The 26,016-nt window shown below is 61.4% G+C and carries 25 protein-coding genes; 13 read left to right on the top strand and 12 right to left on the bottom strand.

The annotated features are described in order from the left end of the window. Positions 1 to 6 precede the first annotated feature (6 nt). From hisD to NVV72_13785, 7 genes are all read left to right on the top strand, one after another. The gene (gene hisD / locus NVV72_13815) at positions 7 to 1,305 is read left to right on the top strand and encodes a histidinol dehydrogenase (GenBank protein ID MCR6660353.1); all 1,299 of its coding nucleotides are present in this window, start codon (positions 7 to 9) and stop codon (positions 1,303 to 1,305) included. After that, a complete protein-coding gene (hisB, locus tag NVV72_13810) occupies positions 1,306 to 2,790 on the top strand; it encodes an imidazoleglycerol-phosphate dehydratase HisB (protein MCR6660352.1) in 1,485 nt (494 codons plus the stop codon). It begins immediately after the preceding gene. Further along, positions 2,790 to 3,377, top strand: coding sequence for an imidazole glycerol phosphate synthase subunit HisH (hisH, locus tag NVV72_13805; GenBank protein MCR6660351.1), 588 nt, complete (start codon positions 2,790 to 2,792; stop codon positions 3,375 to 3,377). Before hisB ends, hisH begins: the two co-directional genes overlap by 1 nt. Continuing rightward, complete coding sequence (gene hisA / locus NVV72_13800; GenBank protein MCR6660350.1) at positions 3,374 to 4,120, top strand: 1-(5-phosphoribosyl)-5-[(5-phosphoribosylamino)methylideneamino]imidazole-4-carboxamide isomerase; 747 nt, start codon at positions 3,374 to 3,376, stop codon at positions 4,118 to 4,120. The genes hisH and hisA overlap by 4 nt, the downstream gene beginning before the upstream one ends. 5 nt (positions 4,121 to 4,125) lie before the next feature. Continuing rightward, entirely contained in the window at positions 4,126 to 4,893 is a 768-nt protein-coding gene (gene hisF, locus NVV72_13795) for an imidazole glycerol phosphate synthase subunit HisF (GenBank protein MCR6660349.1), read from the top strand. A 164-nt stretch (positions 4,894 to 5,057) separates the two neighbouring features. Continuing rightward, positions 5,058 to 5,702, top strand: a complete 645-nt coding sequence (gene hisIE / locus NVV72_13790; protein ID MCR6660348.1) for a bifunctional phosphoribosyl-AMP cyclohydrolase/phosphoribosyl-ATP diphosphatase HisIE — start codon at positions 5,058 to 5,060, stop codon at positions 5,700 to 5,702. A gap of 56 nt (positions 5,703 to 5,758) precedes the next feature. Further along, complete coding sequence (locus NVV72_13785; protein MCR6660347.1) at positions 5,759 to 6,238, top strand: DUF805 domain-containing protein; 480 nt, start codon at positions 5,759 to 5,761, stop codon at positions 6,236 to 6,238. On the opposite strand, the gene NVV72_13780 is transcribed toward NVV72_13785, so the two are convergent. After that, positions 6,235 to 7,230, bottom strand: coding sequence for a cupin-like domain-containing protein (locus NVV72_13780; GenBank protein ID MCR6660346.1), 996 nt, complete (start codon positions 7,228 to 7,230; stop codon positions 6,235 to 6,237). The two genes, NVV72_13785 and NVV72_13780, sit on opposite strands and share 4 nt — an antisense overlap. A gap of 104 nt (positions 7,231 to 7,334) precedes the next feature. On the opposite strand from NVV72_13780, the gene NVV72_13775 reads away from it, so the two are divergent. From NVV72_13775 to NVV72_13765, 3 genes are all read left to right on the top strand, one after another. After that, on the top strand, positions 7,335 to 7,772 hold the full coding sequence (locus tag NVV72_13775; GenBank protein MCR6660345.1) for a DUF805 domain-containing protein: 438 nt from the start codon (positions 7,335 to 7,337) through the stop codon (positions 7,770 to 7,772). Between the two features lie 468 nt (positions 7,773 to 8,240). After that, a complete protein-coding gene (locus NVV72_13770; GenBank protein ID MCR6660344.1) occupies positions 8,241 to 10,970 on the top strand; it encodes a tipN in 2,730 nt (909 codons plus the stop codon). Next, complete coding sequence (locus tag NVV72_13765) at positions 10,967 to 11,944, top strand: dipeptide epimerase (GenBank protein MCR6660343.1); 978 nt, start codon at positions 10,967 to 10,969, stop codon at positions 11,942 to 11,944. The genes NVV72_13770 and NVV72_13765 overlap by 4 nt, the downstream gene beginning before the upstream one ends. On the opposite strand, the gene NVV72_13760 is transcribed toward NVV72_13765, so the two are convergent. Beyond that, the gene (locus tag NVV72_13760; GenBank protein MCR6660342.1) at positions 11,941 to 13,155 is read right to left on the bottom strand and encodes an MFS transporter; all 1,215 of its coding nucleotides are present in this window, start codon (positions 13,153 to 13,155) and stop codon (positions 11,941 to 11,943) included. The two genes, NVV72_13765 and NVV72_13760, sit on opposite strands and share 4 nt — an antisense overlap. A 48-nt stretch (positions 13,156 to 13,203) precedes the next feature. Here NVV72_13760 and pip point away from each other — a divergent pair, with 48 nt between their 5' ends. Continuing rightward, on the top strand, positions 13,204 to 14,205 hold the full coding sequence (pip, locus tag NVV72_13755) for a prolyl aminopeptidase (protein MCR6660341.1): 1,002 nt from the start codon (positions 13,204 to 13,206) through the stop codon (positions 14,203 to 14,205). On the opposite strand, the gene NVV72_13750 is transcribed toward pip, so the two are convergent. The 7 genes from NVV72_13750 to NVV72_13720 all read right to left on the bottom strand — a co-directional run bounded on the left by NVV72_13750 (position 14,202) and on the right by NVV72_13720 (position 21,737). Then, the gene (locus NVV72_13750) at positions 14,202 to 14,423 is read right to left on the bottom strand and encodes a hypothetical protein (protein MCR6660340.1); all 222 of its coding nucleotides are present in this window, start codon (positions 14,421 to 14,423) and stop codon (positions 14,202 to 14,204) included. The genes pip and NVV72_13750 overlap by 4 nt on opposite strands. Before the next feature lie 179 nt (positions 14,424 to 14,602). After that, positions 14,603 to 15,766 carry a rod shape-determining protein RodA gene (gene rodA / locus NVV72_13745; GenBank protein ID MCR6660339.1) on the bottom strand — a complete coding sequence of 388 codons (1,164 nt, stop codon included), beginning with the start codon at positions 15,764 to 15,766 and terminating at the stop codon, positions 14,603 to 14,605. An 8-nt stretch (positions 15,767 to 15,774) separates the two neighbouring features. Beyond that, positions 15,775 to 17,769, bottom strand: a complete 1,995-nt coding sequence (gene mrdA / locus NVV72_13740; protein ID MCR6660338.1) for a penicillin-binding protein 2 — start codon at positions 17,767 to 17,769, stop codon at positions 15,775 to 15,777. A 2-nt stretch (positions 17,770 to 17,771) separates the two neighbouring features. Next, on the bottom strand, positions 17,772 to 18,341 hold the full coding sequence (locus NVV72_13735; protein MCR6660337.1) for a hypothetical protein: 570 nt from the start codon (positions 18,339 to 18,341) through the stop codon (positions 17,772 to 17,774). 14 nt (positions 18,342 to 18,355) lie between these two features. Beyond that, positions 18,356 to 19,558 carry a rod shape-determining protein MreC gene (locus NVV72_13730; protein ID MCR6660336.1) on the bottom strand — a complete coding sequence of 401 codons (1,203 nt, stop codon included), beginning with the start codon at positions 19,556 to 19,558 and terminating at the stop codon, positions 18,356 to 18,358. A gap of 59 nt (positions 19,559 to 19,617) precedes the next feature. Next, positions 19,618 to 20,661 carry a rod shape-determining protein gene (locus NVV72_13725; protein ID MCR6660335.1) on the bottom strand — a complete coding sequence of 348 codons (1,044 nt, stop codon included), beginning with the start codon at positions 20,659 to 20,661 and terminating at the stop codon, positions 19,618 to 19,620. A gap of 389 nt (positions 20,662 to 21,050) precedes the next feature. Continuing rightward, positions 21,051 to 21,737: a VTT domain-containing protein gene (locus NVV72_13720; protein ID MCR6660334.1), complete on the bottom strand. Its 687-nt coding sequence runs from the start codon at positions 21,735 to 21,737 to the stop codon at positions 21,051 to 21,053. 305 nt (positions 21,738 to 22,042) lie between these two features. Here NVV72_13720 and NVV72_13715 point away from each other — a divergent pair, with 305 nt between their 5' ends. Both NVV72_13715 and NVV72_13710 read left to right on the top strand, forming a co-directional pair. Continuing rightward, entirely contained in the window at positions 22,043 to 23,251 is a 1,209-nt protein-coding gene (locus NVV72_13715) for a pyridoxal phosphate-dependent aminotransferase (protein ID MCR6660333.1), read from the top strand. A 143-nt stretch (positions 23,252 to 23,394) separates the two neighbouring features. Next, on the top strand, positions 23,395 to 24,525 hold the full coding sequence (locus tag NVV72_13710) for a glycosyl transferase family 4 family protein (GenBank protein MCR6660332.1): 1,131 nt from the start codon (positions 23,395 to 23,397) through the stop codon (positions 24,523 to 24,525). On the opposite strand, the gene NVV72_13705 is transcribed toward NVV72_13710, so the two are convergent. From NVV72_13705 to NVV72_13695, 3 genes are all read right to left on the bottom strand, one after another. After that, positions 24,494 to 25,012 (bottom strand): GNAT family N-acetyltransferase, encoded by a 519-nt coding sequence (locus NVV72_13705; protein ID MCR6660331.1) that lies wholly within the window; start codon positions 25,010 to 25,012, stop codon positions 24,494 to 24,496. The genes NVV72_13710 and NVV72_13705 overlap by 32 nt on opposite strands. Continuing rightward, positions 25,002 to 25,433 carry an aminoacyl-tRNA hydrolase gene (gene arfB, locus NVV72_13700; GenBank protein MCR6660330.1) on the bottom strand — a complete coding sequence of 144 codons (432 nt, stop codon included), beginning with the start codon at positions 25,431 to 25,433 and terminating at the stop codon, positions 25,002 to 25,004. The genes NVV72_13705 and arfB overlap by 11 nt, the downstream gene beginning before the upstream one ends. Positions 25,434 to 25,498: 65 nt before the next feature. After that, on the bottom strand, positions 25,499 to 25,960 hold the full coding sequence (locus tag NVV72_13695; GenBank protein ID MCR6660329.1) for a DNA starvation/stationary phase protection protein: 462 nt from the start codon (positions 25,958 to 25,960) through the stop codon (positions 25,499 to 25,501). Positions 25,961 to 26,016 lie beyond the last annotated feature (56 nt).

Genomic DNA, 26,016 nt, shown 5'->3' with positions numbered 1-26,016 from the left:
AAAACAATGAAGACCCTTGTCTGGAAAAATCTGAACACCGCCGAACGCAAGGCGGCCCTGGCCCGGCCGGAAAACCGCCGCGACGCGCGCGTGGTCGAGACCGTGCGCACCATCTTTGACGACGTCGAGGCGCGTGGCTTTGCCGCCGTCTCCGACTGGTCCGTGAAGCTGGATGGCCATGCCCCGCGTTATGTGACGCTCGACAGCGTCACGATCGATGCCGCGCGTTCGAGCCTCTCTGCCGAAGACCTCGCCGCCATGGAACTGGCGGTCGAGAATGTCCGCGCTTTCCAGCAAGCCGAACTGCCGACCGATGGCCCGCTGATTGCGCCAAAGCCGGGCCTCAGCCTGCAACGCATCTATCGCCCGATCACCACCGCCGGCCTCTATATTCCCGGCGGCACCGCCCCGCTGTTCTCGACCCTGATCATGACCGCCGTGCCCGCACTGGTGGCCGGCGTTCCCAACCGCGTCTGCGTCATGCCGCCGGCGCGCGATGGCTCTATCCCCCCGATGATGATCGCCACCGCCGCTGCTTCCGGACTGGAGGCCATGTGGCTGGTCGGCGGCGCGCACGCCATCGCCGGCTTGGCGCTTGGCGCTTTCGACGGCACGCCGCCCGCCGACAAGCTGTTCGGCCCCGGCAACAAGTATGTCGCCGAGGCCAAGCGTTTGGCCACGGAGCGCGTCTCCGGCCCGGCCATCGACATGCCCGCCGGACCTTCGGAATTGCTGGTCATCGCCGACGACACCGCCCATGTGAAACTGGTCGCCGCCGACCTCTTGTCACAGGCCGAACATGACGCCGATGCGCAGGTGATCCTGGTCGCCCTCTCGGCCGAAATCGCCGCGAAGATCGAAGCAGAGGTCGAAGCCCAAGTCTCGCGCCTGCCGCGCGAAACCATCGCCCGGGCCTCGCTGGAACAGGCCCGCCTGTTTGTCGTCTCATCGCTCGAAGAGGCCGCCGAGGTCTCCAATCTCTATGGCCCCGAACACCTGGCCATACAGGTCGCGGATGTCGACGCGATCATCCCGCAACTGACCGCCGCCGGCACCATCTTCGCCGGCACCTATGCCGCCGAGACCTTCGGCGATTATGCCGCGGGCCCCAGCCACGTCCTGCCGACCGATGGCGCCGCCCGCGCCTGGGATGGCATCACCGTCCGCTCCTTCCTGACCAGCTTCGTCGTCCAGAAGGCGACCCGCGAAGGCGCCGCCGCCATCGCGCCCGCTAGCGCCCGCCTCGCTCGCCTCGAAGGTCTCGAAGCGCACGCGCTGGCCGCCGATTTCCGTCTAGAGGTCTAGATGTTCAACTCACCCTTCTCTTCCCTGAACGCCTCCGGCTCCGGCCTGGAATCCCTGCCCCCCTCGCTCGAACCCTTACGCGAACGCATGGCCGATTATTACGGCGTAGAGGCGCACCAGTTGATGGTGACGCGCGGCGCCTCGCACGCCATGGAAATCCTGATGCGCCGCCTGCGCGTCCACGGCCATGAGTTCCTGTGGGCCGGTGCCGACCATTATCTCGAAGACCTGTGCGGGGTCTACAACCTGACCATCCGCAAGCCGCCGGAAAACGGACCATATGCCAAGGGGGGCGGCTTCTGCCTGGTCCACAATCCGCGCCAGACCGATGGCAAGGCCTGGGATATCACCGCCGCGCGCGCTCTGGCGGTCGATCTCTTCCCCACCCTGCTGGTGATCGATGAGAGCTATTTCGACGCCTGCACCGCCGCCTCCATGGTCGAACTGGCCACCGTCGAACCCAATGTGGTGGTGCTGAAAAGCCTGTCCTATCTCTTCGGCATGGCCGGCGCCCGTGTCGGCGCGCTGATCGCCAATACCAAGACCCTGCAGGGCCTGCTGAAATTCTGCGAACCGCATCCGTTGCCAACGCCCTCCGTGCGCGCCGCCGAGGCCGCCCTGTCGGCATCGCGGGCGCTGACCCTGCAATCGCGCGTCGATCTGATCCGAACCGAACAGGCCCGCGTGCGCGAAGCGCTTTCGCAATCGAAGCAACTGGAAAGCTTCGATCTGAACGACGGCCCCTTCATGCTGCTGCGCCCGAAGGCGCTGCTGCAAACTCAGACCGCGCTCAAGCGGCTGGGCCTCTCACCGCAGGTGACGCCGACCGGTTTACTGCTGGCGCTCGGCGATGTTGCCACCAATAATCGCATCCTGCGGGCGCTCGATGTGGCGCCGGCGGACAAGGCGCCGCGCGTCGGCGAAATCCTGCGCGACACAAAGGAAACCAAGATCTCGGTGCAGGTCAATCTCGACCAGCCCAAGCCGGTCAGGGTCCATACCGGCGTTGGCTTCTTCGATCATATGCTCGACCAGGTGGCGACGCACGGCGGTTTCTCGCTGCAACTGGCCTGCGAAGGCGATCTCGAAATTGACGCCCACCACACGGTGGAAGACTGTATGCTGGCCTTCGGTCAGGCGCTGAAGATCGCGCTCGGCGATCGCGTCGGCATGGCGCGCTTTGGCTTTGTGCTGCCGATGGATGAGACGGAGGCCAAGGTCTCGGTCGATCTCGGCGGCCGGCCGTTCTGCGTCTTCAAGGGCGAGTTCCAGTCCACGCATATCGGTGACTACCAGACCGAGATGACCGCGCACGCCTTCCGTTCGCTGTCGGAAACCCTCGGTGCCTCGATCCATGTCGAGGTCAGCGGCGGTAATGACCACCACAAGACCGAAGCCTGCTTCAAGGCGCTCGGCCGCGCCCTGCGCCAGGCGACGCGCATCGAAGGCGACGCGCTGCCTTCCACGAAAGGTATGTTGGCTTAATGATCACGGTCATTGAAATCGGCTGCGCCAATACGGCTTCCGTCCTCTTCGCGCTGGAACGATTGGGAGCGCAAGCCCGCCTGAGTTCCGATCCGGCGGAAATCGCGGCAGCGACCAAGGTGGTTTTACCCGGTGTCGGCGCGGCGGGATTTGCCATGTCGCGTATTCGTGAACTGGGCCTGTTCGATACCATTCGCGGTCTGAAAGTGCCGCTTCTAGGCGTCTGCCTCGGCCAGCAACTGCTGTTTGAAGGTTCCGAAGAAGGCGATGTCGAATGCCTCAGCCTGATCCCCGGCAAGGTCACGAAAATGACCGCCACGCCGGATATGGTCGTGCCGCATATGGGCTGGAACCAGTTGGAAGTCCTTAAGGTCGATCCACTGACCGAAGGCGTTAAAAATGGCGATTTCGCCTATTTCGTCCATAGCTATGTCTGCCCGGTCAATGACTATACACTGGCCACCAGCACCTATGGCGAACCCTTCGCCGCCATGGTGCGCAAGGACAATGTGTTTGGCTGTCAGTTCCACCCCGAGCGCTCTTCCACCATCGGCGCTCAGATTTTGAAGAATTTTGTAGACCTATGATCCTTTACCCCGCCATCGACCTGATTAACGGTGAATGCGTCCGCCTCGCACAGGGCCGCTTTGATGCCGTGACGAAGTACGATTCCGATCCCTTTAAGCGCCTCGCGCTCTTCAATGAGGAGTTTGCACAATGGGTGCATATCGTCGATCTCGACGGCGCCAAGGCTGGTTCGCCGCAACAGCATGAACTGATCGGTCAACTGGCCAAGGCTTCGCGTGCCAAGATCCAGACAGGCGGCGGTGTGCGTACCCGCGAACACGTCCAGACCCTGCTGGATCAGGGCGTTTCGGCGGTCGTAGTCGGTTCGGCCGCGGTGAAAAATCCGGAAGACGTGCGCGGCTGGCTCCGCGATTTCGGCAAGGATCGCATCACCCTGGCGCTTGATGTATTTCCCAGCATCAACAATCCCGACCATGAAACCTTCTTTCAGGTCGCAACACATGGTTGGGTAGAAGGTTCAGGTTTGGACCTGTTTGAAGTGCTCGACTATTATCCGTTCGGCGTAGCACAGCGCATTCTCGTCACTGACGTGTCGCGCGACGGCATGCTGATGGGGCCGAACATGGATTTGATGAAGGCACTGCGAAAAAAACGCCCGGACCTCGAAATCCAGGCATCCGGCGGGGTGAAATCAATCGAAGACCTCTATGATCTCAAGGCTCTCGGCGTACATGGCGCCATCGTCGGCAAGGCAATTTACGAAGGCATTATCGATCTGAAGGCTGCCCTCAATGTTGGATAAAATGTATGTTGGCTAGACGCATCATCCCCTGCCTCGATGTCAAGGACGGCAAGGTCGTCAAGGGCGTGCAGTTTGTCGGCCATGAAGTGCTCGGCGACGCTGTCGATATGGCTCTGCGCTATCGGGATGAAGGCGCCGACGAACTGGTGCTTTACGATATCACCGCCTCCGCCGAAGGCCGCACGGTCGACTACAACTGGGTGCGCGACATTGCCCGCGCGCTCGATATTCCGTTCTGCGTGGCGGGCGGCATCCGGTCGGCCGAACAGGCGGTGAAGTGCCTCAACTCCGGCGCCGACAAGGTGTCGATCAACTCCCCGGCCCTGGAACGCCCTGACCTGATCAACGAACTGGCCGAAATGGCTGGCTCACAGTGCGTAGTCGTTGGCATCGACAGTCGTGAAATGGACAATGATTACTACGTCCACCAATATAGTGGCGATCCCGACAAAATCCGTCAGGCTGGCCGCCGGACGCTTGACTGGGTGGTTGAAGCGAAGAACCGCGGTGCCGGTGAAATCGTACTTAACTGCATGAATCAGGATGGCGTGCGTAAGGGCTATGATATCAAACAGTTACGTCTGGTTCGTGATCTGATAGATATACCACTCGTGGCTTCTGGCGGCGCCGGTGCGCCTGAGCATTTCGAGGCCGTCTTCGAGCAAGCCGATGTGTCCGGTGCCCTTGCCGCCAGCGTATTTCACAAGAAAATCATTGCCATTCCGGACCTGAAGCGCGACCTTCGCGCCGCCGGAATAGCGGTGAGATTGTAGAAGAAAGAGCCCCCACCACCACGCCTTCGGCGCGGTCCCCCGCCCCACAAGTGGGGCGGTATAAAACAAAGTGGCCACCTCTCTTATACTCCCCCGCTTGCGGGGGAGGTGGCATCGCCCCTCTGGCGATGACGGTGGGGGGCCTTCACAAGAAGAACAACATTATGCCAGACGCCCACCACCTGCCCAGTCCGCTCACCATCGCTGACATCGATAAAATCGATTTCGCCAAGGGGGACGGCCTTGTCCCCGCCATCGTGCAGGATGCTGACACGCTCCAGGTTCTGATGCTCGGCTACATGAACGCCGAGGCGCTCAAAGCCACCCTGCAGGGCGGCCGCGTCACCTTCTGGTCTCGCTCTAAGAACCGCCTGTGGATGAAGGGCGAGACCTCCGGCGACACGCTCGAACTCGACCGCATCCTGACTGATTGCGACGAAGATGCCCTGCTCGTCTATGCCCGTCCGAACGGCCCCACCTGCCATACGAAAACGACCTCCTGCTTCGGTCACGAAGATGCACCTGGCATTGGTTTCATGGGCCACCTGGCGCATGTGGTGAAGGACCGCGCCAAGGCGCCGCCGGCCGACAGCTACACCGCCCGCCTGATGCACAAGGGCGTGGCCAAGATCGCCCAGAAGGTCGGCGAGGAAGGTCTGGAAACGGCCCTGGCCGGCCGCGCCGGCGATCTCGACGAGCTGCACAACGAGGCCGCCGACCTGCTCTATCACCTGTCGGTCCTGCTGATGGCGCGCGACACAAAGCTCGAAAATGTATTGGATATCCTGCGGGAGCGTCACAAAGGCTGATTTACAGATCACGCCTTTTGTGATCATTTACGGCGTGTAATCGGGGCTCCGCCTTCATGGCCAAACATCATATCCTTGTCGGCGCCAACGCCATGTTCTCACCGCGCGGTCGCATCAACCGCCTGCAATTCGTGCTGAACTTCTGGGCCTGCCAGGTATTGATCTTCGTCATCTGGTTCGGCATCGCCATACTGCCCGATGCGCTGAGCGACGAATGGGCCGCCCGGCTGGACCAGCCGTTGAACTGGCTGACCATGGTGTTGACGGTCCTGCTCTATTTTGCCCTGTTCTGCCTGTGCGCCACGCGCCTGCATGATGTCGGCCTGTCGGCCTGGCTGGGCCTGATCCTGTTCGCCGGCTTTATCCCTGGTCTGATCAGCAGCATCGGCAGCGACGCCATCGAAGCCGCCGGCCTGACCGACATGGTGAACTTCATCGCCTTCCTCGGTAACCTGGCCGTCCTGATACTGGGCATCGCCCTGTCGGTCTGGCCCGGACAGCCTGAGGAAAATATCTACGGTCCTTCGCCGAACTAATCCTGCAAATTGCGTCCGATGGCGCGGCGGATCATCAGGCGCTGGTCCGGCGCCATATCGCCCAGAATGCCGCGCGCCTCCGGTGACAGGTGCCCGCCCGTATCCCCGCTGAAAACCAGGTGATCGAACATCGCCTGCCATGCCCTGTTCTGATCCGACGGCAAATCACGCAGGCCCAGCATGGCCAGCATCAGCACCAGCATCGGCGCGCCCATTTCCGCGCCTGCCGTATTCCACCAGTAATTGACCTGCACATTCAGGTCTTCGCTGGAAGAGACATGATGCCACCACATATAGGGCACATAGAGACCATCCCCCGGCGCCAGGTCGGCGACCACAGCGTTGGCCAATGCCTCTCGGAAACGCGGATGGGCGTCAAAATCGGGATTTTCCAGCGAGGCCATCGAGGTCGGCACGCCTGAAATCGTCGCTTCCAGTGGCCCCATATAGAGGTTCTTCGTCTGGTCAGGGGGAAACAGCACAAAGCGCTTACGCCCCGCCACCATGCAAACGAGATTATAATTGATGTCAAAGTGCGTCTGGGTCACGGCACGATTGCCGATCCAGATGCGCGGCTCCGCGCCCGGCACCTCCAGCGGGTTTTCAGCCTTGAAGCGCGGCATATAATCCTTCAGCGGCGCCGATTGGATATAGATGCGCTCCGCGTCCGCCTGCCCCCTCAGTTCGTTCACGCGATCAAGCGTCATTTTCAGGGGGATGGCCGCGCGCTGGAAATTGAAGCCCGCAGAACCCTCATCATAAAAATATTTGCCATCGCCGCCCGGCGCCTGGCGAAAGGTTTCGGCGGGCCTGCCGGCATCGCACGCCTTCAGGTACTCGATCAGTTCCACCGTCGATCGTCGTGCCCGCTCCACCGCCGGCCAGGCACTGACCAGTCCCTTGAGGATAACCGGCGTATCACGCCCGATGAGGCGCGCCTCCGCTTCATCGGGACCAATATCATGCCTGATTTCGACGGATGGAAAATCCATTAAGCCTCCGGAAGATGCGCAGGTGTAGAATAAACGTGGATGAGCGACAACCTCTTTACAGGCCGCACTGCCGGGCATAGCCTGCTCTATCAGCCGGAACCGTCATGATCCAATTCCTGTTTTCACCCAATGGCCGCATCAGCGGCACGCAATTCTTCTCCGGTATCGCCATCGCCATGCTGGTCATGGTGGTAATAGGCTTTGCGCTCGGCACCGTGCCTTCACTTGACGGGCCGATGATCCTGAGCCTCTGCTGGCTCTTTCTCGCCTGGCCGCTCGCCTGCCTGGTGATTAAACGGCTGCATGATACCGGACGCGGGGCACGGTGGCTGTGGGGATTGGCGCCGCAGGCTATTCTGGCCGTTCTTTCGCTCGCCATGGGCGGTTTCATCCCCGTCATCATGCTGTGGCTGATAACCTTGCTTGGCGTACTGGCCAATCTTGCCTGCTGGAGCCTGCTGTTCTTCCTGGCCCTGAAACCGGGCGATGAAGGCGAAAATGCCTATGGCCCTGATCCGCATCTCAAGGACCAGGCGGCGTGACCGGATTACCGCAGACGGGGATAATCGCCTGCGCCTGATTGCTCTGTGGCGCATTTCACGTCATGGTTACTGCCAGTAATTTGCCTGCCCGTTGTCTAAAAGCATATGTGTTACCGGCTAGCGCAACCCCGAAAGTCTTCCCCCGTGTCCTGGTTGTTTAATCTGCTCAGTGGACTGATTGCCGTGCTGATATCGGCGGCGCTGCTGCACTTTGGCGGCTCGGCCGGGGCCACGCCACACGACCCGCCCCCGCGGCGCAGCCCGATAATACCGGAATGCCGGATAGCGCCCCAGCAGAAGACGACGCTTCCCGTCAAAGCTGATTCGACGCAAACGTGACAAAAAGCTTTGCGAAAAGCGTAAGTTGACGTAGCTTTCTCCTGCCGGGAGAACCCGCCTCTCTCCTGTAAATGCGCCGCATGGCTGAAGAAGATCGGTTCATGTAAAACTGGCCTCAGGATACTGTGAATGAAACCACCCCGCTCCCCGCTTGATCCCTCAGAATCGAAGACCATTTTCGGCCGCTCCAAATTGCGGCCGCTTTTCGATGAGCCGGAAGCCGTGGCCAAGCCGGAGGCACCTGCGGCGGAAAGCGCGGATACCACAGAGGCGGGGGACGTGAACGATATCCTCGAAGCCCCCTTCGATAATCCGACACATGTGGCGACCGATGCCCGTCCTGAACCCGTTCCGGAGGCAGGCTCGGAAGTCATGCCGGCGCCAGAGTCGAAATTAAGCATCGAAGACAAACCGGCGCCGGAACCGGCACCAGCCAGAGCCATTCTGGATATTCCCGAACTGAGGGCCGAACTGAAGCCGCCTCCCGAAACCACACCGCCGACGAGGACGCACAAGACACCTTCGCAATCCGGCCGGTCTGTCAGCGCGCACAAGACCAAACCGGAAAGCGTTGCCCGAAAGGCGGCGCCTTCGTCCATCCTGCTGTGGGGCCTCGCCACCTTCGCCAGCCTGCTGTGGGCCTGTGGCCTGGCAGCTTTTGCCCTGGGAGCCCAGACCGACCTGGCGGCCCCGGCCTACGAACCCTTCAAGATCGTCGTGCTGGTTTTCCTGGCCCTCTTCCCCACCGGTCTGATCTTCGCCACCGCCTTTGCCCTGCGCAATGCCGCCATCCTGTCGCGTCAGGCCGACCGCGCCGCGCAACTGGCAGATACCCTGATGGCGCCAGCCGCTTCCGCCGCCGCCCAGACCGGTGACCTTGTGGCCGCCCTGCGCGAACAGGTCGATCACGCGGTCCGCGCCGTCCGTCTCGCCCATGCCGATGTCACCGAACTGAGCGCGCAACTGAAGGCCGAAACCGACCGCCTGAATGAGGCCGCTACCAATGCCCGCGCGGCAGCGCAAAACGTTACCCAATCCCTGGCCCATGAACGCAGATCCATGGGCGCGCTCAGCCAGTCGCTGAGCGTACAGTCGAGCGGCATTATCGAAGCCGTCGACCGTCAGGCGCGCATGGTGGCCGATGCCTCCGACCTGGCCCAGACACAGTTGCGCGAAGCCGAGGCCAGCCTGGCCGCTTCCACCAGCGCCGTGGTCACGGCCTCGGCCGATGTGGCCGATATCGCCCGCACCGCTGCCGAAGACCTCGATCGCCAGACCGTGCGCCTCGAAACCGCCGGTTCCGGGGTCGTCGACCAGGTGCGCAGTGTCGAGGAAGGTCTTTCTCAGCAGCGCGCCGAACTGGTTTCCGCCGCCCTTTCCCTGCGCGCGGACCAGGAAGATTTCGCCGTCCATATCGAAAACCAGCGCGCCCAACTGACCGAGGCGCTCTCGATCACCCGAGTCGCCACGATCGACCTGGGCGAGACCTCGGCACGCGGCATCGACGTGCTGCGCGATATTGTTGTTTCCGCCCAGGAGCACTTCCAGGCCGTTCAGGGCGCCGCCGAGAACGAACGCACGGCCTTCGAGACCCGCATCCACGCCACCCTCTCCAATATCTCCCTGATGGCGGCCGACGCCCGTGACGACTTGGTCGAAGAAACCCGCAAGGCGCTGGAACAGCTCAACACCTCGGCCGAGGACGCCAAACGCGCCGCCGATCAGGCAGCCCAAACCGCGCAGATGCGCGTCGATCGGCTCAATGAATCGATCTTCGAGGCCAGCAAAAAGGCCGACGAGGTCTTTGATACACGCTTCGCCGCCGCGCGCCGCCTGATAGAGGAATCGGCCGACCTGATCGGCGAGGCCGGCGACCAGACGGCTCAAAAACTGGATACCAGCTTCGCCCATACCCGCCAGACCATTGCCGAGGTCAACGAGGCCCTGAACGACCCGGCCACGGGCGCCGATCAGTTGCCCACCATTGCCCAGGCGCGCATCCTCGAAATTCGCCAGAGCGTCGAAGACGGCATCAATGCCATGCTGGAAGCCGCCCGCAAGGCGTCGCAGGAAACCGAAGCCGTCGACACTGCCTTCCAGGAACGGGTGAAGCGCAATTACGACATGCTGACCGAGGCCGTGCGTCTGATGGGCGTCATATCCGGCGACCAGCCCCAGACCGCTGAACCAGCCGCCCGCGAACGGGATTTGAGCCGGTCGACGCCCCCCCGCAGATCACCCGAGCCGCCTGCCCCGACACCAGCGCCTGCCCTGGTGCAACCCTCCGTTACCCGTGCGCGCCTGCTGCCGTTGAGTGTGCCGGCGTCGGAACGGGCGGCCGCCGCACCGGCGCCGCAACGTGAGGCCCGCCCCGCCCGCGCCGTTCAGGATGGCTGGTCCTGGCGCGAACTGCTCGGCGGCATGGAAGGCCGCGACAAGACGCCGGAGCCGGCGGCAACGGCGCCCCAGACAGCGGTTGAACCGCCACCCGATCCGGAGTTCGACAGCCTGGACGATGTCATGGTTGCCGAGGTCAGCGCCATGGGAATCGATGCCGCTTCGCTGCTCGGCCGCGCCCGGATCGAAGAGGTCATCGGCGCCATCATGGCCGAGGATAATGAAGGGGCTCGCCTGGTCGTCCGCCGCGTCGCCCCCGCCGCCATTCGCCGCCTCAGCCGCCGGCTGCTGGCCGATGCGCCCCTGCGGCAGCAGGCCAATGACTTCGCCACCGCCTATGACCAGCAGATCAATATGGCCCTCCTCGCCAAGGATGCGATCCGGGAACTGAACGAGGTGCTCGGCAGCGATGCTGGCCGCGCCTACCTCCTGCTCGACGCCGCGATCAGCGACCTGATATGAGACTTGTTCTCCGCGAAGAGACCTTCCCGATCGCCGGGCGGTTCACCATTGCGCGCGGCTCGAAGACCGAGGCACGCGTCCTCTATGTCGAACTGGAAGACCAGGGCCATGTCGGTCGTGGCGAGGCCGTGCCCTATGCCCGCTATGGCGAAAGTATCGCGCAATCCCTGGCCGATATTGAAGCGGTGCGCGGTCGTATTGAAGCCGGTTTGAGTTTCGGCGACCTGCATGACCTTCTGCCCGCCGGCGCGGCGCGCAACGCCATCGATTGCGCCCTGTGGGATCTGAACGCCAAACTGACCGGCATCCCGGCCTGGCGCACCGCCGGTCTGAAACGGCTCGATCCGCTGAAAACCGCCTATACCTTAAGCCTCGACACGCCCGAAGCCATGGGGGCGCAGGCCGCCGTCAATGCCCGCCGCCCCCTGCTCAAGCTCAAGATCGGTGGCCCGGATGATCTCGACCGCATCGAGGCCGTGCGGGCCAATGCCCCGAAATCACGCCTGATTGTCGATGGCAATGAAGGTTTGAGTTTCGATGACCTGGTGCGCATGGCGCCTGAGATGCAGAAGCTTGATGTCAAACTGATCGAACAGCCGCTGAAGGTTTCCGAAGACGAGCAGTTGCTGGGTTATAAGTCACCGGTACCCTTGTGCGCAGATGAAAGCCTGCATACGCGCGCCGAACTGGACCGCTGCGCACGGCTCTACAGCCATATTAATATCAAGCTCGACAAGACCGGCGGCCTGACCGAGGCCCTGGCCCTGAAAGCCGCGGCCAGGGAGGCCGGCTTAAGCCTCATGGTTGGCTGCATGGTGGCGACCTCGCTTTCGATGGCCCCGGCCATGCTGGTGGCGCAAGGCGCGGAATTCGTCGATCTCGACGGCCCGCTCCTGCTGGCGCGCGACCGCGAACATGGGCTGGAGATTACCGGCTCTATCCTGCATCCGTCCACGCCGGAATTGTGGGGCTAATCCCTCGCCGTCATCAGTCGCGCCCGCTGGCTGTAAAGCCACGCGGCGGCACACAATCCCAACCCTGCCACGCCCGCCATCACGCCGTAACCCTTTGCGGCGAAGGCCATATAGATGACGCCGGAAAAAATTGTGCCCAATCCCATCATGACGCCATTGGCATAGGCGGCATTGACCGTCTGGCCCAAGCTTTCATAACCTTTCGGGCTCAGGCGCTGAACCAGTTCCAGCCCAGCCAGATAGGTGGCGGCGAACGACAGGGCGTGAAGGCATTGCAGTGGATACAGCACCAACAATGGCGGCGAAAAGGCCATCAGGCCCCAGCGCGCTACCGCAAATATCCCGGCGATGACCAGCATCCGCCACGGTCCAGCCTTGCGCCTGATCCCCTCACCCAGCCACATAAAGGCCACCTCCGCCACTACGCCTGTCGCCCACAGATAGCCGCAGGTGCCTGAAGACAGACCGCGTTCCTTCCAGATGATGGTCGAAAAGGCGTAATAGAAACTGTGCGACGCCTGAAGGCAGCCGACCGCGATCAACAACCACAGAAACCCTTCATCGCGCATCAATAATTTCAGGCGCGCCAGCCCGGCGCCGGCAGAGTCCAAGGGCGCATGTCCGGGACGTACAAGACCGGCCAGCAAATATCGCCCGCCAAGCGCAGTCAGGATCGCCGCCCCCACAAGCCAGACCAGGATCAGGTCTGTCGGCCAGACAACCAGCAGAAAACCCAGAACGATATTGGTGACGATAAAGGCGCTGGAGCCGATGGCGCGCGGAATGGCATAGGCGAAATTTTCCAGCCGCGACAATTGCATGGTCATGGCATCATTGAGCGGCGCCAGGCTGGTCATGCAACTGAACGCCAGGGTGTAGAGCGCCAGATACAGCGGAAAGCGCAGGCCCGGCAGCCATCCGCCCGTCGCCATCAGGGCGTAGAACAGCGCGCCAAAACAGGCCAGCCACACCAGCGGCGTGCGGTAGAGCCTGAAGCCGTCGGCCCACAGGCCGCTGACCGGACCTGTCAGGGCACGCAGCAGCAGGGGCGCTGCAAGTATGACCCCGATCTGTCCGGCCGTCATGCCATGGGCCTTCAGCCACAGCGGCATGAAAGGCAGGGATGCACCCGTTCCGGCATAGGCCAGGGCGTAGAATATGGCCTGCCGGCGCAGCGTCGTCAGAGGGAAAGGGGTTGTGAGCGCGGGCATTTTACGTCTTAGTGATATCCAACAATTTGCCCATTTAAACTCAAGATTATGACTGACTCTGTGACTCCCAAGAAAAGCGCGCCGGTGCGCGGCCTTTATCCTGATATCGAGCCCTATGACAGCGGTCATATGCCGACCGGCGGCAAACACAAGATATATTATGAGCAGAGCGGCAATCCCCAGGGCCTGGCGGTCGTGGTGGTGCATGGCGGCCCCGGCGGCGGCACCTCGCCCAACCTGCGCGGCTATTTCAATCCGGACGGCTACCGCATCATTCTGTTCGATCAGCGCGGCTGCGGAAAATCGACGCCGCACGCTTCAGAAGACATTTCGCTGGAAGACAACACCACCTGGCATCTGGTGGCCGACATGGAAGCCCTGCGCCAGAAGCTTGGCATCGAGAAATGGGTCGTCTTTGGCGGTTCGTGGGGTTCCACCTTATCACTCGCCTATGCCCTCACCCATCCGGAACGTGTCAGCGGGCTGATCCTGCGCGGCATCTTCCTGGTGCGCAAATCCGAACTGGACTGGTTCTATCAGGAAGGCGCCAGCCATCTCTATCCGGACATCTGGGAAAAATTCACCGCCCCAATCCCTGAGACCGAACGCGGTGACCTCCTGTCCGCCTACATTAAGCGGCTGAATGGCCCGGATCGCGCCGAAAGTGTGCGCTGCGCCCTGGCCTGGAGCGGCTGGGAAGGTGACACGCTGTCCATTGACGGCCCGTCCGAAGTGGCGTCGAAGTTTTCTGATCCGGCCTTTGCCCTCGCGTTTGCGCGGATCGAAAGCTGGTATTTCAAAAATGGCGGCTTTTTCGAAAGCGAAAACTGGGTGCTGGAGAACATTGGCCGCATTCGTCATATCCCCGGCTGGATCGTACAAGGCCGCTATGATGTGGTGACGCCGATGACGACCGCCTGGGATCTGAAGAAAGCCTGGCCGGAAGCCCGCTTCAACCTGGTGAAAAAAGCCGGACATTCCTCCAGCGATCCGGGCATTCTCGAAGGTCTGGTGGCGGCGGCCGATGAGGCCCTAGTGGCTTTAAGCTAAGGGACGGCGGGTGCCGTCCGGCCGGTCATGGCGCCATTGGCCGTGGGGGCGGCGGCGACGGGCTTGTTACCATTATCCGCCCCCGGCTTATCATGCGGCCCTGACGGCGCGATCATAACAGCGGCAATCACCAGCCCGATAATCACGAAAATCACCGCCGCCGCCCACAGGGAGCGTCGGCTTTCGGTTTTCGTGACCGGAGGTTCGTTCGTCGTCATGGGGGTAGAATATGGCGCAAAGCATAAGAAATCAGCGCTGAATCCTTTATGCACCGGCGCGTAAAACCCAGAGATTTGACGGGGTGGCCCGTGCCGTCGAATAGCAGGCGGCAAGCGACGCGGGTATATTGAATACCCGCAAGCGCAGCCAACTCGCTCGTCGGCCAAAGACCTGGGTTTTACTCGAAGCGTTGGAAGATCGACGCTTGACGGGGCAGTTCCTGATAGCGGTGGACCTTGACACCCAGCACCAGGCCGAAACCGGTCATCACCATCAGCATGGCCGAACCACCGTAGGAGACCAGCGGCATGGGTACGCCGACCACCGGGAACAGGCCCATGACCATGGCGCCATTGATCAGCACATAGAGCGCGAAAGTAGCCGTGGCGCCCGCCGCCGCCAGCCGCCCGAAGTGGGAATGCGACAACGAGGCCATGCGCAGGGCCATCAGGATGATCAGGGCGTAGAGCAGAAAAATGGTGAGCCCGCCAACAAAACCCAGTTCCTCGCAGACCGCCGCCATGATAAAGTCGGTATGCTTTTCCGGCAGAAAATTGAGCTGGCTTTGCGAACCCAGGCCCAGGCCCTTGCCCAGCAGCCCGCCGGAGCCCATGGCTATTTTCGATTGCAGGATATGGTAGCCATCGCCGGAAGGGTCGCCTTCCGGATTGAGGAAGGTCAGGATACGCTTTTTTTGATAGTCATGCAGCACGTACTGGAAGGCCAGCGGCACGGTAATCACCGCGCCCACGGCCGCCGCCGCGATAATCTTCCAGTTCAGGCCAGCCAGGATCATTACCGACGCGCCGGTCAGCGAGATTAGCACGGCCGTGCCCAGATCGGGCTGGTGCATGACGAGCGTTGCCGGCACCCCGATCATGGCGGCGGGGATCAGCAGCTTCCAGGAGAGATTAGCGTCCTTGGCCGAGCACTCGTGATAAAAACGCGCCAGGGCCAGCACAATGGCCAGTTTCATGAATTCGGATGGCTGGAAAGAGAGCGGTCCCAGGCTGAGCCAGCGCTGGGCCCCCATGCGCACATCGCCGACCGCCTCGACCGCGATCAGCAGCAGCAACGAGCCTCCGTAAAACCAGTAGGCCCCCATCAGCCAGACGCGCAGGTCGACCAGCGCCAAAGCGCACATCATGACCAGGCAGACGCAGAAGAAGATCAGTTGCTTATAGGCCCAGGGGTCCCACTTCATGCCGCCGACACTGTATAGCAGCAGGATGCCGATGCCAGTCAGGCAGCACAAAAGCCCAACGAACAGCCAGTCGATCTGGGCGATCTTGCTTTCGTAGCGATCGCGTTGTCCGGGACGTGAGAGGGCGGAATCGACCATGGAATGACCTAAGTGCTTGTCGGCAAGGTATCGGGCGGCGGGGGCGCGGCGCCCGTATCGTCTTCAGGAAGCGGCACATCGCTCAGGGGCTTGTCGACCAGGTCCGCCGGATTGACGCCGATAATGCGTTTCTGGATTTCAGGGTCTTTCAGCAAGGCCATACGCATGATTTCGCGCGCTTTTGGGGCAGCCGACGAAGAGCCCCACCCGCCATGCTGAACGATGACGCTCATCGCGTATTTGGGCGCATCGGCCGGCGCGAACGCCACGAACCAGGCGTGGTCACGCTTTTCCCATTCCAGATGCAGGGTGGCCCGCGATCCGGACTTGATGGTATGAGCCTGGGCGGTGCCCGTCTTCCCCGCCATCATGATCGGCCCCAGATCGAGCTTGGCAAAACCAGCGGCCGTACCGCTGGTCACCACATCGGCCATGGCGGCGCGGACAAAAGCAATATGGGACGGGTCCGCAGCCAGGTCTTCGAACTCGGCTTCCTTATAGGGCTTGCCGCCTACGGATTTGACCAGGCGCGGCAAAACAGCCTTGCGTCCGTTCGCCAGCCGCGACACAGCCACGCAGTTTTGCAGGGCATTCACATTGGTAAAACCCTGACCGATGCCCATGGAAGGCGTCTCGCCGGGCTGCCATTTCGGATCCTTGGGGCGCCAGGGCTTGCTGCCGTCGAAATAGGCCCGCTTCCAGGCCGTATCAGGAACAACCCCCGCTTTTTGCCCGTCGATGCCGATATCGAAAATCTGTCCCAGGCCGAATTTACGCGCCAGTGCGGCGATCTTATCCGGTCCCACCGCCAGGGCGCACTGGTAAAAATAAACGTCGCACGAGGTGACAATGGCGCCGTGCAGGTCGAGCGTGCCGTGATGGCCGTCACAGTGGAATACGTGGTTGCCGAACGGAAAGATACCGTTGCAGGTATGGGTGGTCTTAGGATCGTAGCCGTTTTCCAGCGCCGCCAGCGCCACCAGAGTCTTGAAGGTCGAACCCGGCGGATAGGTGCCGGACAGCGCCTTGTCGAGCAGGGGCACGCGATCATAATCATGCAGCAGCTTGTAGGCATCGCTGGAAATGCCCGAAACGAACAGGTTAGGATCGAACCCTGGACTGGATGTCATGCACAGGACTTCGCCGGTGTGGATATCCATCATGACGCAGGAACCGGAATCCTGACCGAAGACCTCGATGGCGCGCTGCTGGATATCCGCATCGAGCGTCAGGACGATATCCTTGCCCGGAACAGGTTCGATCGAGCCTTCGTCGTCCTGCGCCACCACCTTGCCGCGCGCATCGACCTCGACCTTCTTGCCGCCGGCCACGCCGCGCAGGTCCTTGTCGAACGCGCGTTCGATGCCGGTCTTGCCGATGCGGAAACTGGGGTGGTGCAGCAGGTTGAAATCGGTTTCCGAGGCGTTCTTTTCGTTGTCGAGGTCCTTCTGGTTCACCTTCGAGACGTAGCCGACGACATGCGAGAAGGCGCCGCCGTAATAATAGGCGCGCATTTCATCCATGTCGGCCACAACGCCCGGAATATCGTTGGCGTAAAGACTGACCTTGGAAAAATCCTCCCAGCTCAGATCACTGGCGATGATGGTCGGCACCGACCGCTGGTTCTGGTTGATGTCGCGCAGGATACGGCGGCGGCTGGCCAGGGTCTGCGGCAGGACGTAGGAGACCTGGTCGAGCGTATCGTCGATATTCTTGACCTCATTGGTCTCGATCATGACACGGAAGGATGGCCGATTGCCGGCGATCAGCTTGCCGTTGCGATCATAGATATTGCCGCGCGGCGGCGTTATCAGGCGGAAATTGTACTGGTTGGCGGCCGAAAGCTTTTTGTACTTGCCACCCTGCACGATCTGCAAATGCGCCAGCCGCCCGGTGAGCGCGAACATGCCGAACGCCACCAGCCCGCCCATCAGGAAGATGCGCCGGGTAAACATACCCTGGCGTTCGTTGACATCGGTAAAAACGAGTGACGGTTCAGCCATCTTCACATGAACCTGACATCGGAGTGAAGGTACTTCTCAAGCAAAATGAGTACGAACGGAAACATCAAAGTGGTGGCGAATGCCTGCTCCACCACACCCCACAGGCGGGCCACCGCGCCGGTATCGATAAAGGTCAGCAGGACGCACAGGCTGAAAAAGATGAATTCGGTCAGGAGAAAAAGGCCAAACAGCACGATCCATTCCTGGCCGATCAGGTAGGTTCGCGCCAGGGCCAGCACGCCATAGACCAGCACCAGGCCGAATGTCCAGAAGCCTAGCGGCGCCCCCCAGAAGAAATCTAGGAAGAAACCAAGCGCACCCAGAACGAAAGGCGCAATATAGGAAGGCCGGATCAGCGGCCAGGCAAAGGCCAGGATGAATGGCGATACCGGCTCTGGCAGATAGAAGCCGAAGGGCTGGAAGGCCGTGGCGAGAACAATGGTCAGGGCCACACTCATCAGGGCCGGCGCCAGAATCCAGTCCCAGGGCGTAATGACCTTGGAAGCCATGCTGGCGCGTACGCCGCGATTGATCACCGTGCCGCCGAACGGACGCTTTCTGGGCCCCAACATGCCCGGCATCTTCATCAGTTCTGTCCTGAAGGATCGGCCGCCGGCGTCGAGGGCGGCACATAGGGTTTCAATTCGGGCTGTACCGGTGCGGCGGCAGAGGAAGCGGTCGGTCTGGAGGAGACAGCAGCGGAAGACGAGGCTGCTGTTAACGGCTTCGGCGCGACCGGTTTCGGCTTCGGTTTCACGACGACCGGTGTCGCGGCAGCGCTGGTAGCGGCCCCGGTGGCCGGTTTTACAGTCGCGGGGCTGCTCGCCGCGGCCGAGGACGACGGGGCTGCCGTGGATGATGCCGGCTGAACCGCTGGCAAGGCCGGCGGCGGCAGCACATCACTGACCGGCGGTGCGCGCAATAGGGTGTCGGCATTGGGCAGTTGCGAGAAGTCCTTGAACAGCAGAACCTTCACGAAATCGATCGCCGAACGGTTGGAATAGAGCCGGACCCGCCAGACATTATCGACTCCCTTGACCGCCTCGCCAACCGGCAGGCCGCGCGGGAAGATCCCGCCATCGCCTGACGACAAGATCTGATCACCGACCTTGACGCTGTCCTTGCCGCGAACAAAATCGAGCTTGGGATAGCCGCCGCCGTCGCCACTCATCATGGCGCGGGCGTCGGACCGCAGGATCACGACCGGGACGTGGCTCGTCACGTCGGTCACCATCAGCACGCGGCTGACATCGGGCGACACGCCGACCACGCGGCCCACCAGCCCCTGATCGGTTATGACCGGGTTGCCGAAGGCAATTTTCTTGTTCGAGCCGGCATCGATCAGGCGGTTGTTGGCGAAAGGCCCCCGTGACACGGCGACCGACCGCGCCGTCACTGTCTCAACCGGCGGCTCGGTGCGCAGGTTGAGCAGGCGTTCATAACGCGTATTGATGTCTTTTTCTTCGATATACAGGTCGCGGTACTGCGTCAGTTCGGCGACCTTCATCTTGAGCTTGCGGTTTTCGCGGATGGCGAAGAAATAATCGTCGAACCAGTTGGTGCCGTCGCCGATCTTGTGAACCGGATAGGCCAGGACCTTGTCGGGGAAGCCGGCCACGGTATCGAAACCGGCGCGGTTGGCGTAACCGGAGGAATCGACCTCTTCGCGGCGGTCCCCCAGGAACAGCAGAGCCGCCACGACACAGACCAGCGCAACCACGCCCATCACCGCCCAGGTCATCGGCAGTTTCAGGTGTTCGAAGTGTCCCGTCTTGTCCCCGTAGGCCACGCTACAAATTTTCCTTAAAGCCCGAGAGCCAATCTGTTTATCGAATGATAATCGCCTAATTATGACATGGTGGCGTCAAGAATGCCCTTCATCCAGCGCGGATGCTCAAGCACGCGGCCGCAGCCGATGGCGACGCAGGACAGCGGATCTTCAGCAACGGACACCGGCAGGCCGGTCTGGTCGCGGATTTCGATGTCGAGGCCGCGCAGCAGGGCGCCACCGCCGGTCAGCATGATGCCCTTGTCGGCGATATCGGCGGCCAGTTCCGGCGGGGTGGCTTCCAGGGCCACCTTCACGGCGTCGATGATCTGCGCCACCGGCTCGGCCAGGGCTTCCGCCGCCTGGCGCTCGGAGATGCGCACCTCGCGCGGCACGCCCTGCATGAGGTCGCGGCCCTTGACGTCGATCGCCAGCCCCTCACCGTCATGCGGCACGCGGGCGGTGCCGATGTCCTTCTTGATGCGCTCGGCGGTGGTTTCGCCGATCAGCAGGTTGTGATTACGACGCATGAAGTTGGTGATCGCCTCATCCATCTTGTCGCCGCCGACGCGGACCGACTTGGAATAGACGATACCCGACAAGGAAAGCACGGCCACTTCCGTGGTGCCGCCGCCGATATCAACGACCATCGAGCCGGTCGGTTCGTGGATCGGCAGGCCGGCGCCGATGGCGGCCGCCATGGGCTCGTCAAGCAGGCCGACGCGGCGGGCCGAGGCATTGAGGCAGGAGTCGTTAATCGCGCGGCGCTCGACGGCGGTGGCACCCGAAGGCACGCAGACGATAACCTTGGGGTTCACGAATCCCTTGCGGTTATGCACCTTGCGGATGAAATACTTGATCATTTCCTCGGCGACTTCAAAATCGGCGATCACGCCATCGCGCATAGGGCGGATGGCTTCCATGTGCCCCGGCGTCCGGCCGAGCATCTGCTTGGCCTCAATGCCCACGGCGTGAACCAGTTTGCGGCCACCGACATTACGCAGCGCCACAACCGACGGCTCGTTCAGCACAATGCCGCGCCCCTTCATGTAAATCAGCGTATTGGCCGTGCCAAGGTCGATGGCGATGTCGTTGGAAAATCCGCCGAAGAAGGACTTGAGCATTGAGATAAACTACCTTGGTTCTTGAGGTGGCTCTTGGCGAGGCCGGTTTTTTACAGTGGGGCGAACCCCGTAAGGTGTAAGGAAGGCATTTTGGGGGCAATCCGGGCAGCGGCTGTGGAACAAGGCCAGATCGCCTTGAATCATCAGGTTTTCACTCCCGGAAAATTCTCACTTGCCCTTATTGGAATCATATTTCAAGGGGGTTGAAAAAAAAGATAGTTTCACCCTACAAGCGAAATAGTTAACTATCTGTTTTCAATGGAAAACCTGTACGGAAACAGCCGCGCGATCACATAAAATGTCATCTGCTTCGCTTCGAGAATTTGCGCCCTGCCGGCCTGCGCCATATTCCGGCGCATACGTATATAAAAACGACTCTTTCTCGCCATTCAGTCCGTGGCCTGCTGGCGGTTCTTGGCCGCCTCATACACCTTGCGCGCCACCAGCATCAGGCCGAGCCAGGCGATTGCAATAACGGCCATCAGAACCGCCATCTTCCAGTTGCCGCCCTTCACCGATGCGAAAGACGATCCGAACATGGCCACCAGGGCCGTCTTCGGAATGATGCCCAGCGCGCACCCGGCAATAAAGGGCAGGAATGGCGCCCGCGAGGTGCCGAAGGCCATATTGACCACAATAAATGGCGCCGACGGGATATTGCGGACGATGAAGGAGGCCGAAAACGCATTTCGGCCGATATATTCCGACAAGCGGCCCACATGGTTGCCGCCTAACCGCTTCATGACGCCCGCGCCGGCAAACCGGCCCATATAGAAGGTCATGATCGCCGAGAGCACCGTGGCGATCCAGCTATAAAATCCGCCCCACCATGGCCCGAAGGCCACCACGCAGGCGGCGATCAGCACGAACTGCGGCGCACCAAACAGGGCAGAGACACAGAACACAACAATAACAATGACCACGGCCATCGGTGAATTGCGGTACTGCTCCATCCACACTTCAAGGCTCTTGAGAATTTCCTGGCCCCAGGCCGATTTGCCGATCAGGAAAACCGCCACGACCAGGGCCAAAAGGACCAGGCTGCCCCACAGGGCGCGCACGGCCTTGGCGTCCATATGCAGGAACAGACCTGTAACGCGTCGCCATAAATGTTGTAGTCGAGTGTGCATTGCACGCTGTATGTCTGCAAAGCTATGCTCCGGGCAAGTAAATAAGCTGCAAAACCGCGTTTTTAGAAACAGTTGAAACCGGTTCAGCGGCCAAAGCCTCACAGTTTCCCAAATTCAGACAATAGCCGGAAAGAAATTCACTAATGATGGATGATGACAGTTGGACAAATGAACGCGTGCGAGTAAAGAGGGGCCTGCATTTTTCCCTCGGTTCCGCTTCCGGGAACCGCATTCCACCTGTGAGCACCCCCATGGCCGATTTCTCCGAATCCGATACGCTGAAGCGCGTGAAACCCTCCCCGACCCTCGCCGTCACCGCCAAGGCGCGTGAACTGGCCCGCCAGGGCAAGAAGGTGATTTCGCTGGGCGCCGGCGAACCTGATTTCGACACCCCGGAAAATATCTGCGACGCCGCCATCAAGGCAATCAAGCGCGGTGAAACCCGCTATACCGACGTTGACGGCATTCCCGAACTGAAGGCGGCCATCGTCGCCAAGTTCAAGCGCGAGAACGGCCTGGACTACAAGACTACGCAGGTTTCCGTGTCGCCCGGCGGCAAGCCGGTCATTTATAACGCCTTCATGGCTTCGCTGAACGTGGGCGACGAAGTCATCGTGCCCGCGCCCTACTGGGTGTCCTATCCGGACATGGTCCTGCTGGCCGGCGGCACGCCTGTGTTTGCCGTGGCGGGCATGGAAACCGGCTTCAAGCTGACACCGGAGACCCTGGAAGCCGCCATCACCCCGAAAACCAAGTGGCTGATCCTCAACTCGCCATCCAATCCGACCGGTGCCGTCTATACCGCCGACGATCTCAAGTCCCTCGGTGAAGTGCTGAAGCGCCACCCACAGGTGTGGATCCTGACCGACGACATGTACGAGCATCTGTTGTTCGATGGCATGGAATACGCCACCATCGCCCAGGTCGTGCCGGAGCTTTATGACCGCACCCTGACCATGAACGGCGTGTCGAAAGCCTATTCTATGACAGGCTGGCGCATCGGCTACTGCGCCGGGCCTGAGCCGCTGATCAAGGCGATGTCCAAGATCATTTCGCAATCGACCTCCAATGCCTGTTCGATCGCCCAGTGGGCGGCTGTCGAGGCGCTGAACGGGACGCAGGACTTTATCGCCCCGCGTGCGGCCGCCTTCCAGAAGCGCCGCGACCTGGTCGTCGCCATGCTGAATAATGCCAAGGGCATCACCTGCCCGAACCCGGAAGGCGCCTTCTACGTCTATCCGTCGATCGCCGGCTGCATCGGCAAGACCGCGCCTTCGGGCAAGGTCATCACCAGCGACGAGGATTTCGCCGGTGAACTGCTGCAAACCGAGGAAGTCGCCGTGGTTCATGGCGCCGCTTTCGGCCTGTCGCCCTTCTTCCGCATATCCTACGCCACGTCGGAAGCGGTGCTGACCGAAGCCTGCTCGCGGATTCAGCGTTTCTGCGCCAGCCTGAAATAGGCTTTACCGAAACTGAAAACCCAAAGGCGCGGCCGGATATCCGGCCGCGCCTTTTCCGTTTATACCGTATAAGATGTGTGCAAGCCGGGGCAGAATAAACTTGCGCTTGCCCTGCCCTGAAAAACAAGGCAAGCAAGGCGCAAATGACGGGTTTCTGGCAGATAACATGGCTGATTCCGCCGGGTTTGCTGCTGGGCGCCCTGGCTGCTTCGGCGTTTGTCAGCGCCCTGCTAAGCATCCTGGTGGTGAAAGGCGGTCCGGTCGATATTCCACGCGAACGCGGCGCCCATTCCGATCCCACCCCCACCAGCGGCGGCCTCGCCATCATGGCCGCCTCGGCCCTGGTCATCAGCCTTGTCATCAGTTTTTACGGCCATGCTATTCCGGGAAGCTGGCGCGATGGCCTGATCCTGTTCGGCTTCGCCAGTCTTATGGGCATTTGTGGCGCGGTTGACGACGTGGCCGACCTGCCGGCAAGCTGGCGCCTGGCCTTCCAGATCGGCCTCAGCCTGATCTTCGCGTACTTCTATCGCGTGACAGCGCTTGATTTCGGCCCCGGCGTGATCGTGCAGGTCCCCCCCTTTGTTGGGCTTTTGGGCAGCGCCGCATGGCTGATCCTGACGCTCAACACAATCAATTTCATGGACGGTTCCAATGGCCTGGCCATCGGCGCCCAGACCATCGCCATGCTGGTCTTTGCCGGCCTGATCCTGCTGATGGCGCCCTTGAGCCTCTTCGGCGCCTACCTCGGCGTGGTGCTGCTGATATGCGTCTGCGTGGCCGGCGCACATCTCGGTTTCGCCCCTTTCAACCTGCCACCGGGTAAGCCGCAAAAGGCCAAAGCCTTTCAGGGCGACGCCGGTTCGATGTTTGCCGGTGCCCTGATCGGTGGCGCCACCCTGGTGGTCAAGGCTTACGGCGTGGGCTCGGTGTGGTTTGGCGGCTTCCTGCTGGCGCCATTGCTGGTCGATGTCGTCCTGACCCTGATCGTGCGGGCGCGCAAGGGGCAAAATGTCCTCAAGCCACATAAGGAGCACCTGTACCAAATCTGGCTTCAGCGCCGCGATGGCTCCCACTGGCGGCTGGCCCTGCGTGTCTGGGCGCTATGCCTGTTTTCAAGCCTGGTCGGCGTCGGCGCGCGCCTGGTGGATCGCATCTATCACACCGATATCCGCTTTTTCGCGCTGGTGGCACTGATCACCGCCTATACCGTCGGCTGGCTGGTCCTGCGCAAACAGTTACTTATGCGTCCATTGTTAAATAGAGCGCCATAAGCAAGTCATCGAGATAGGGCTTGCCGTCGTCCTGCCAGACCCGGCCTTTCAGCCGCCCCTCGAAGACAAAGCCCAGCGACTGGTAAAGATCGATCGCGCGCCGGTTATCCTCGCGGCAATACAGCTCGATGATGCGGAATTTGGGGTTGGCCTTCGCCGTCTCTATCAGGTGCTCGAACAGAGCCCGCCCGATGCCACGGCCCTGGGCGGTCGGATCGACGGCCACGGTCAGGTTGGTCAGGCAATGCCCCAGTTGCCGCGTTTCCGATGGCCAGGCATGGATTTCAGCCAATATGAGGCCATCATCCGCCTCCGCTACCAGCGAAATGCCGCTGCGCAGGCTGTTTTCGAGATTATGCCGGATATAGGCGTCAGTAATCTCGTCCTCGCGGCGCAGAAGTCCGCCACCTTGCCGGGCGGCCGCGCGATAGACCTGATGAATACCCGCTTCATCGGCCAGGGTTGAGGAGCGAATCCTATAACTCATCGGTATCTTCCGGCCGTTTGCGATTGGACTTGACGGTGGAGCGAATGGCCTTGCCTTCCAGACGTCGCCGCACCGCTCCCTTGGTCGGTTTGGTGGCGATACGCGGCGGCGGCGGCGGCACGGCGGCTTTCTGCACCAATTCGACAAAACGCGCCAGGGCAGCCTTGCGATTCATCTCCTGGGTACGGTGCGTCTGGACAAACAGCACCAGTTCCCCCTCCTGCGTTACCCGCCGGCCGCCGAGCCTGATCAGCCTCTGCTTGACGTCATAGGGCAAGGTCCAGTTATTGGTGATCGAGAAGCGCAGTTCGACGGCCGTGGCCACCTTGTTGACATTCTGCCCGCCAGCGCCCGATGACCGCACGAAGCTCTCGTGCAGTTCCTCATCAGGCACGGATATACGGGGCGTGATAAAAACCATGAGCGCAGATAGCAAAAAGCCGCCCGGCTGGATACAGCCGGGCGGCTTTTAATTCTTTGAAGACCTTAGCCCTGAAGCGACGCCTTGATCATCCACAGGTGCTTTTCGTGGGCGGTCAGGCGCGTGGTGCAGAGATCGGCGGTCGAAACATCACCGGCCTCTTCGGAAGCCTTCACCGCCGCTTTCAGCGTGGCGACAACGGTGGCGTGGTCCTTGGCGAGGTCTTTCAGCATGTCCTGGGCCGAAGCGGTCGGGTCGCCGTCCTTGATCGAGGTCAGGTTGCCGAAGGCATCGGAACCCATCGGCGCAGTCTGACCAAGCGCGCGGATACGCTCGGCGATCTCGTCGATCGACGTCCAGATTTCGTTGTACTGTTCTTCCAGCAGCAGGTGCAGGCCGCGGAAATTCGGGCCGACTACATTCCAGTGATAGCCGTGCGTCTTCTGGTAGATGGTGAAGGTATCGGCCAGAACCTTGGACAGTTCCAGACCCACTTTTTTGCTGTTGTCGACGCCGGCTTCGCTCATGATTTTATCTCCTCAGATAAGGCTTTGATGTGATGGGACACATATGAGAATACCGC

Source organism: Asticcacaulis sp., from assembly GCA_024707255.1.
Lineage (GTDB): Bacteria > Pseudomonadota > Alphaproteobacteria > Caulobacterales > Caulobacteraceae > Asticcacaulis.
The sequence above is the reverse complement of the archived record's forward strand: the minus strand, read 5'-3'. Positions and strand labels throughout refer to the sequence as shown.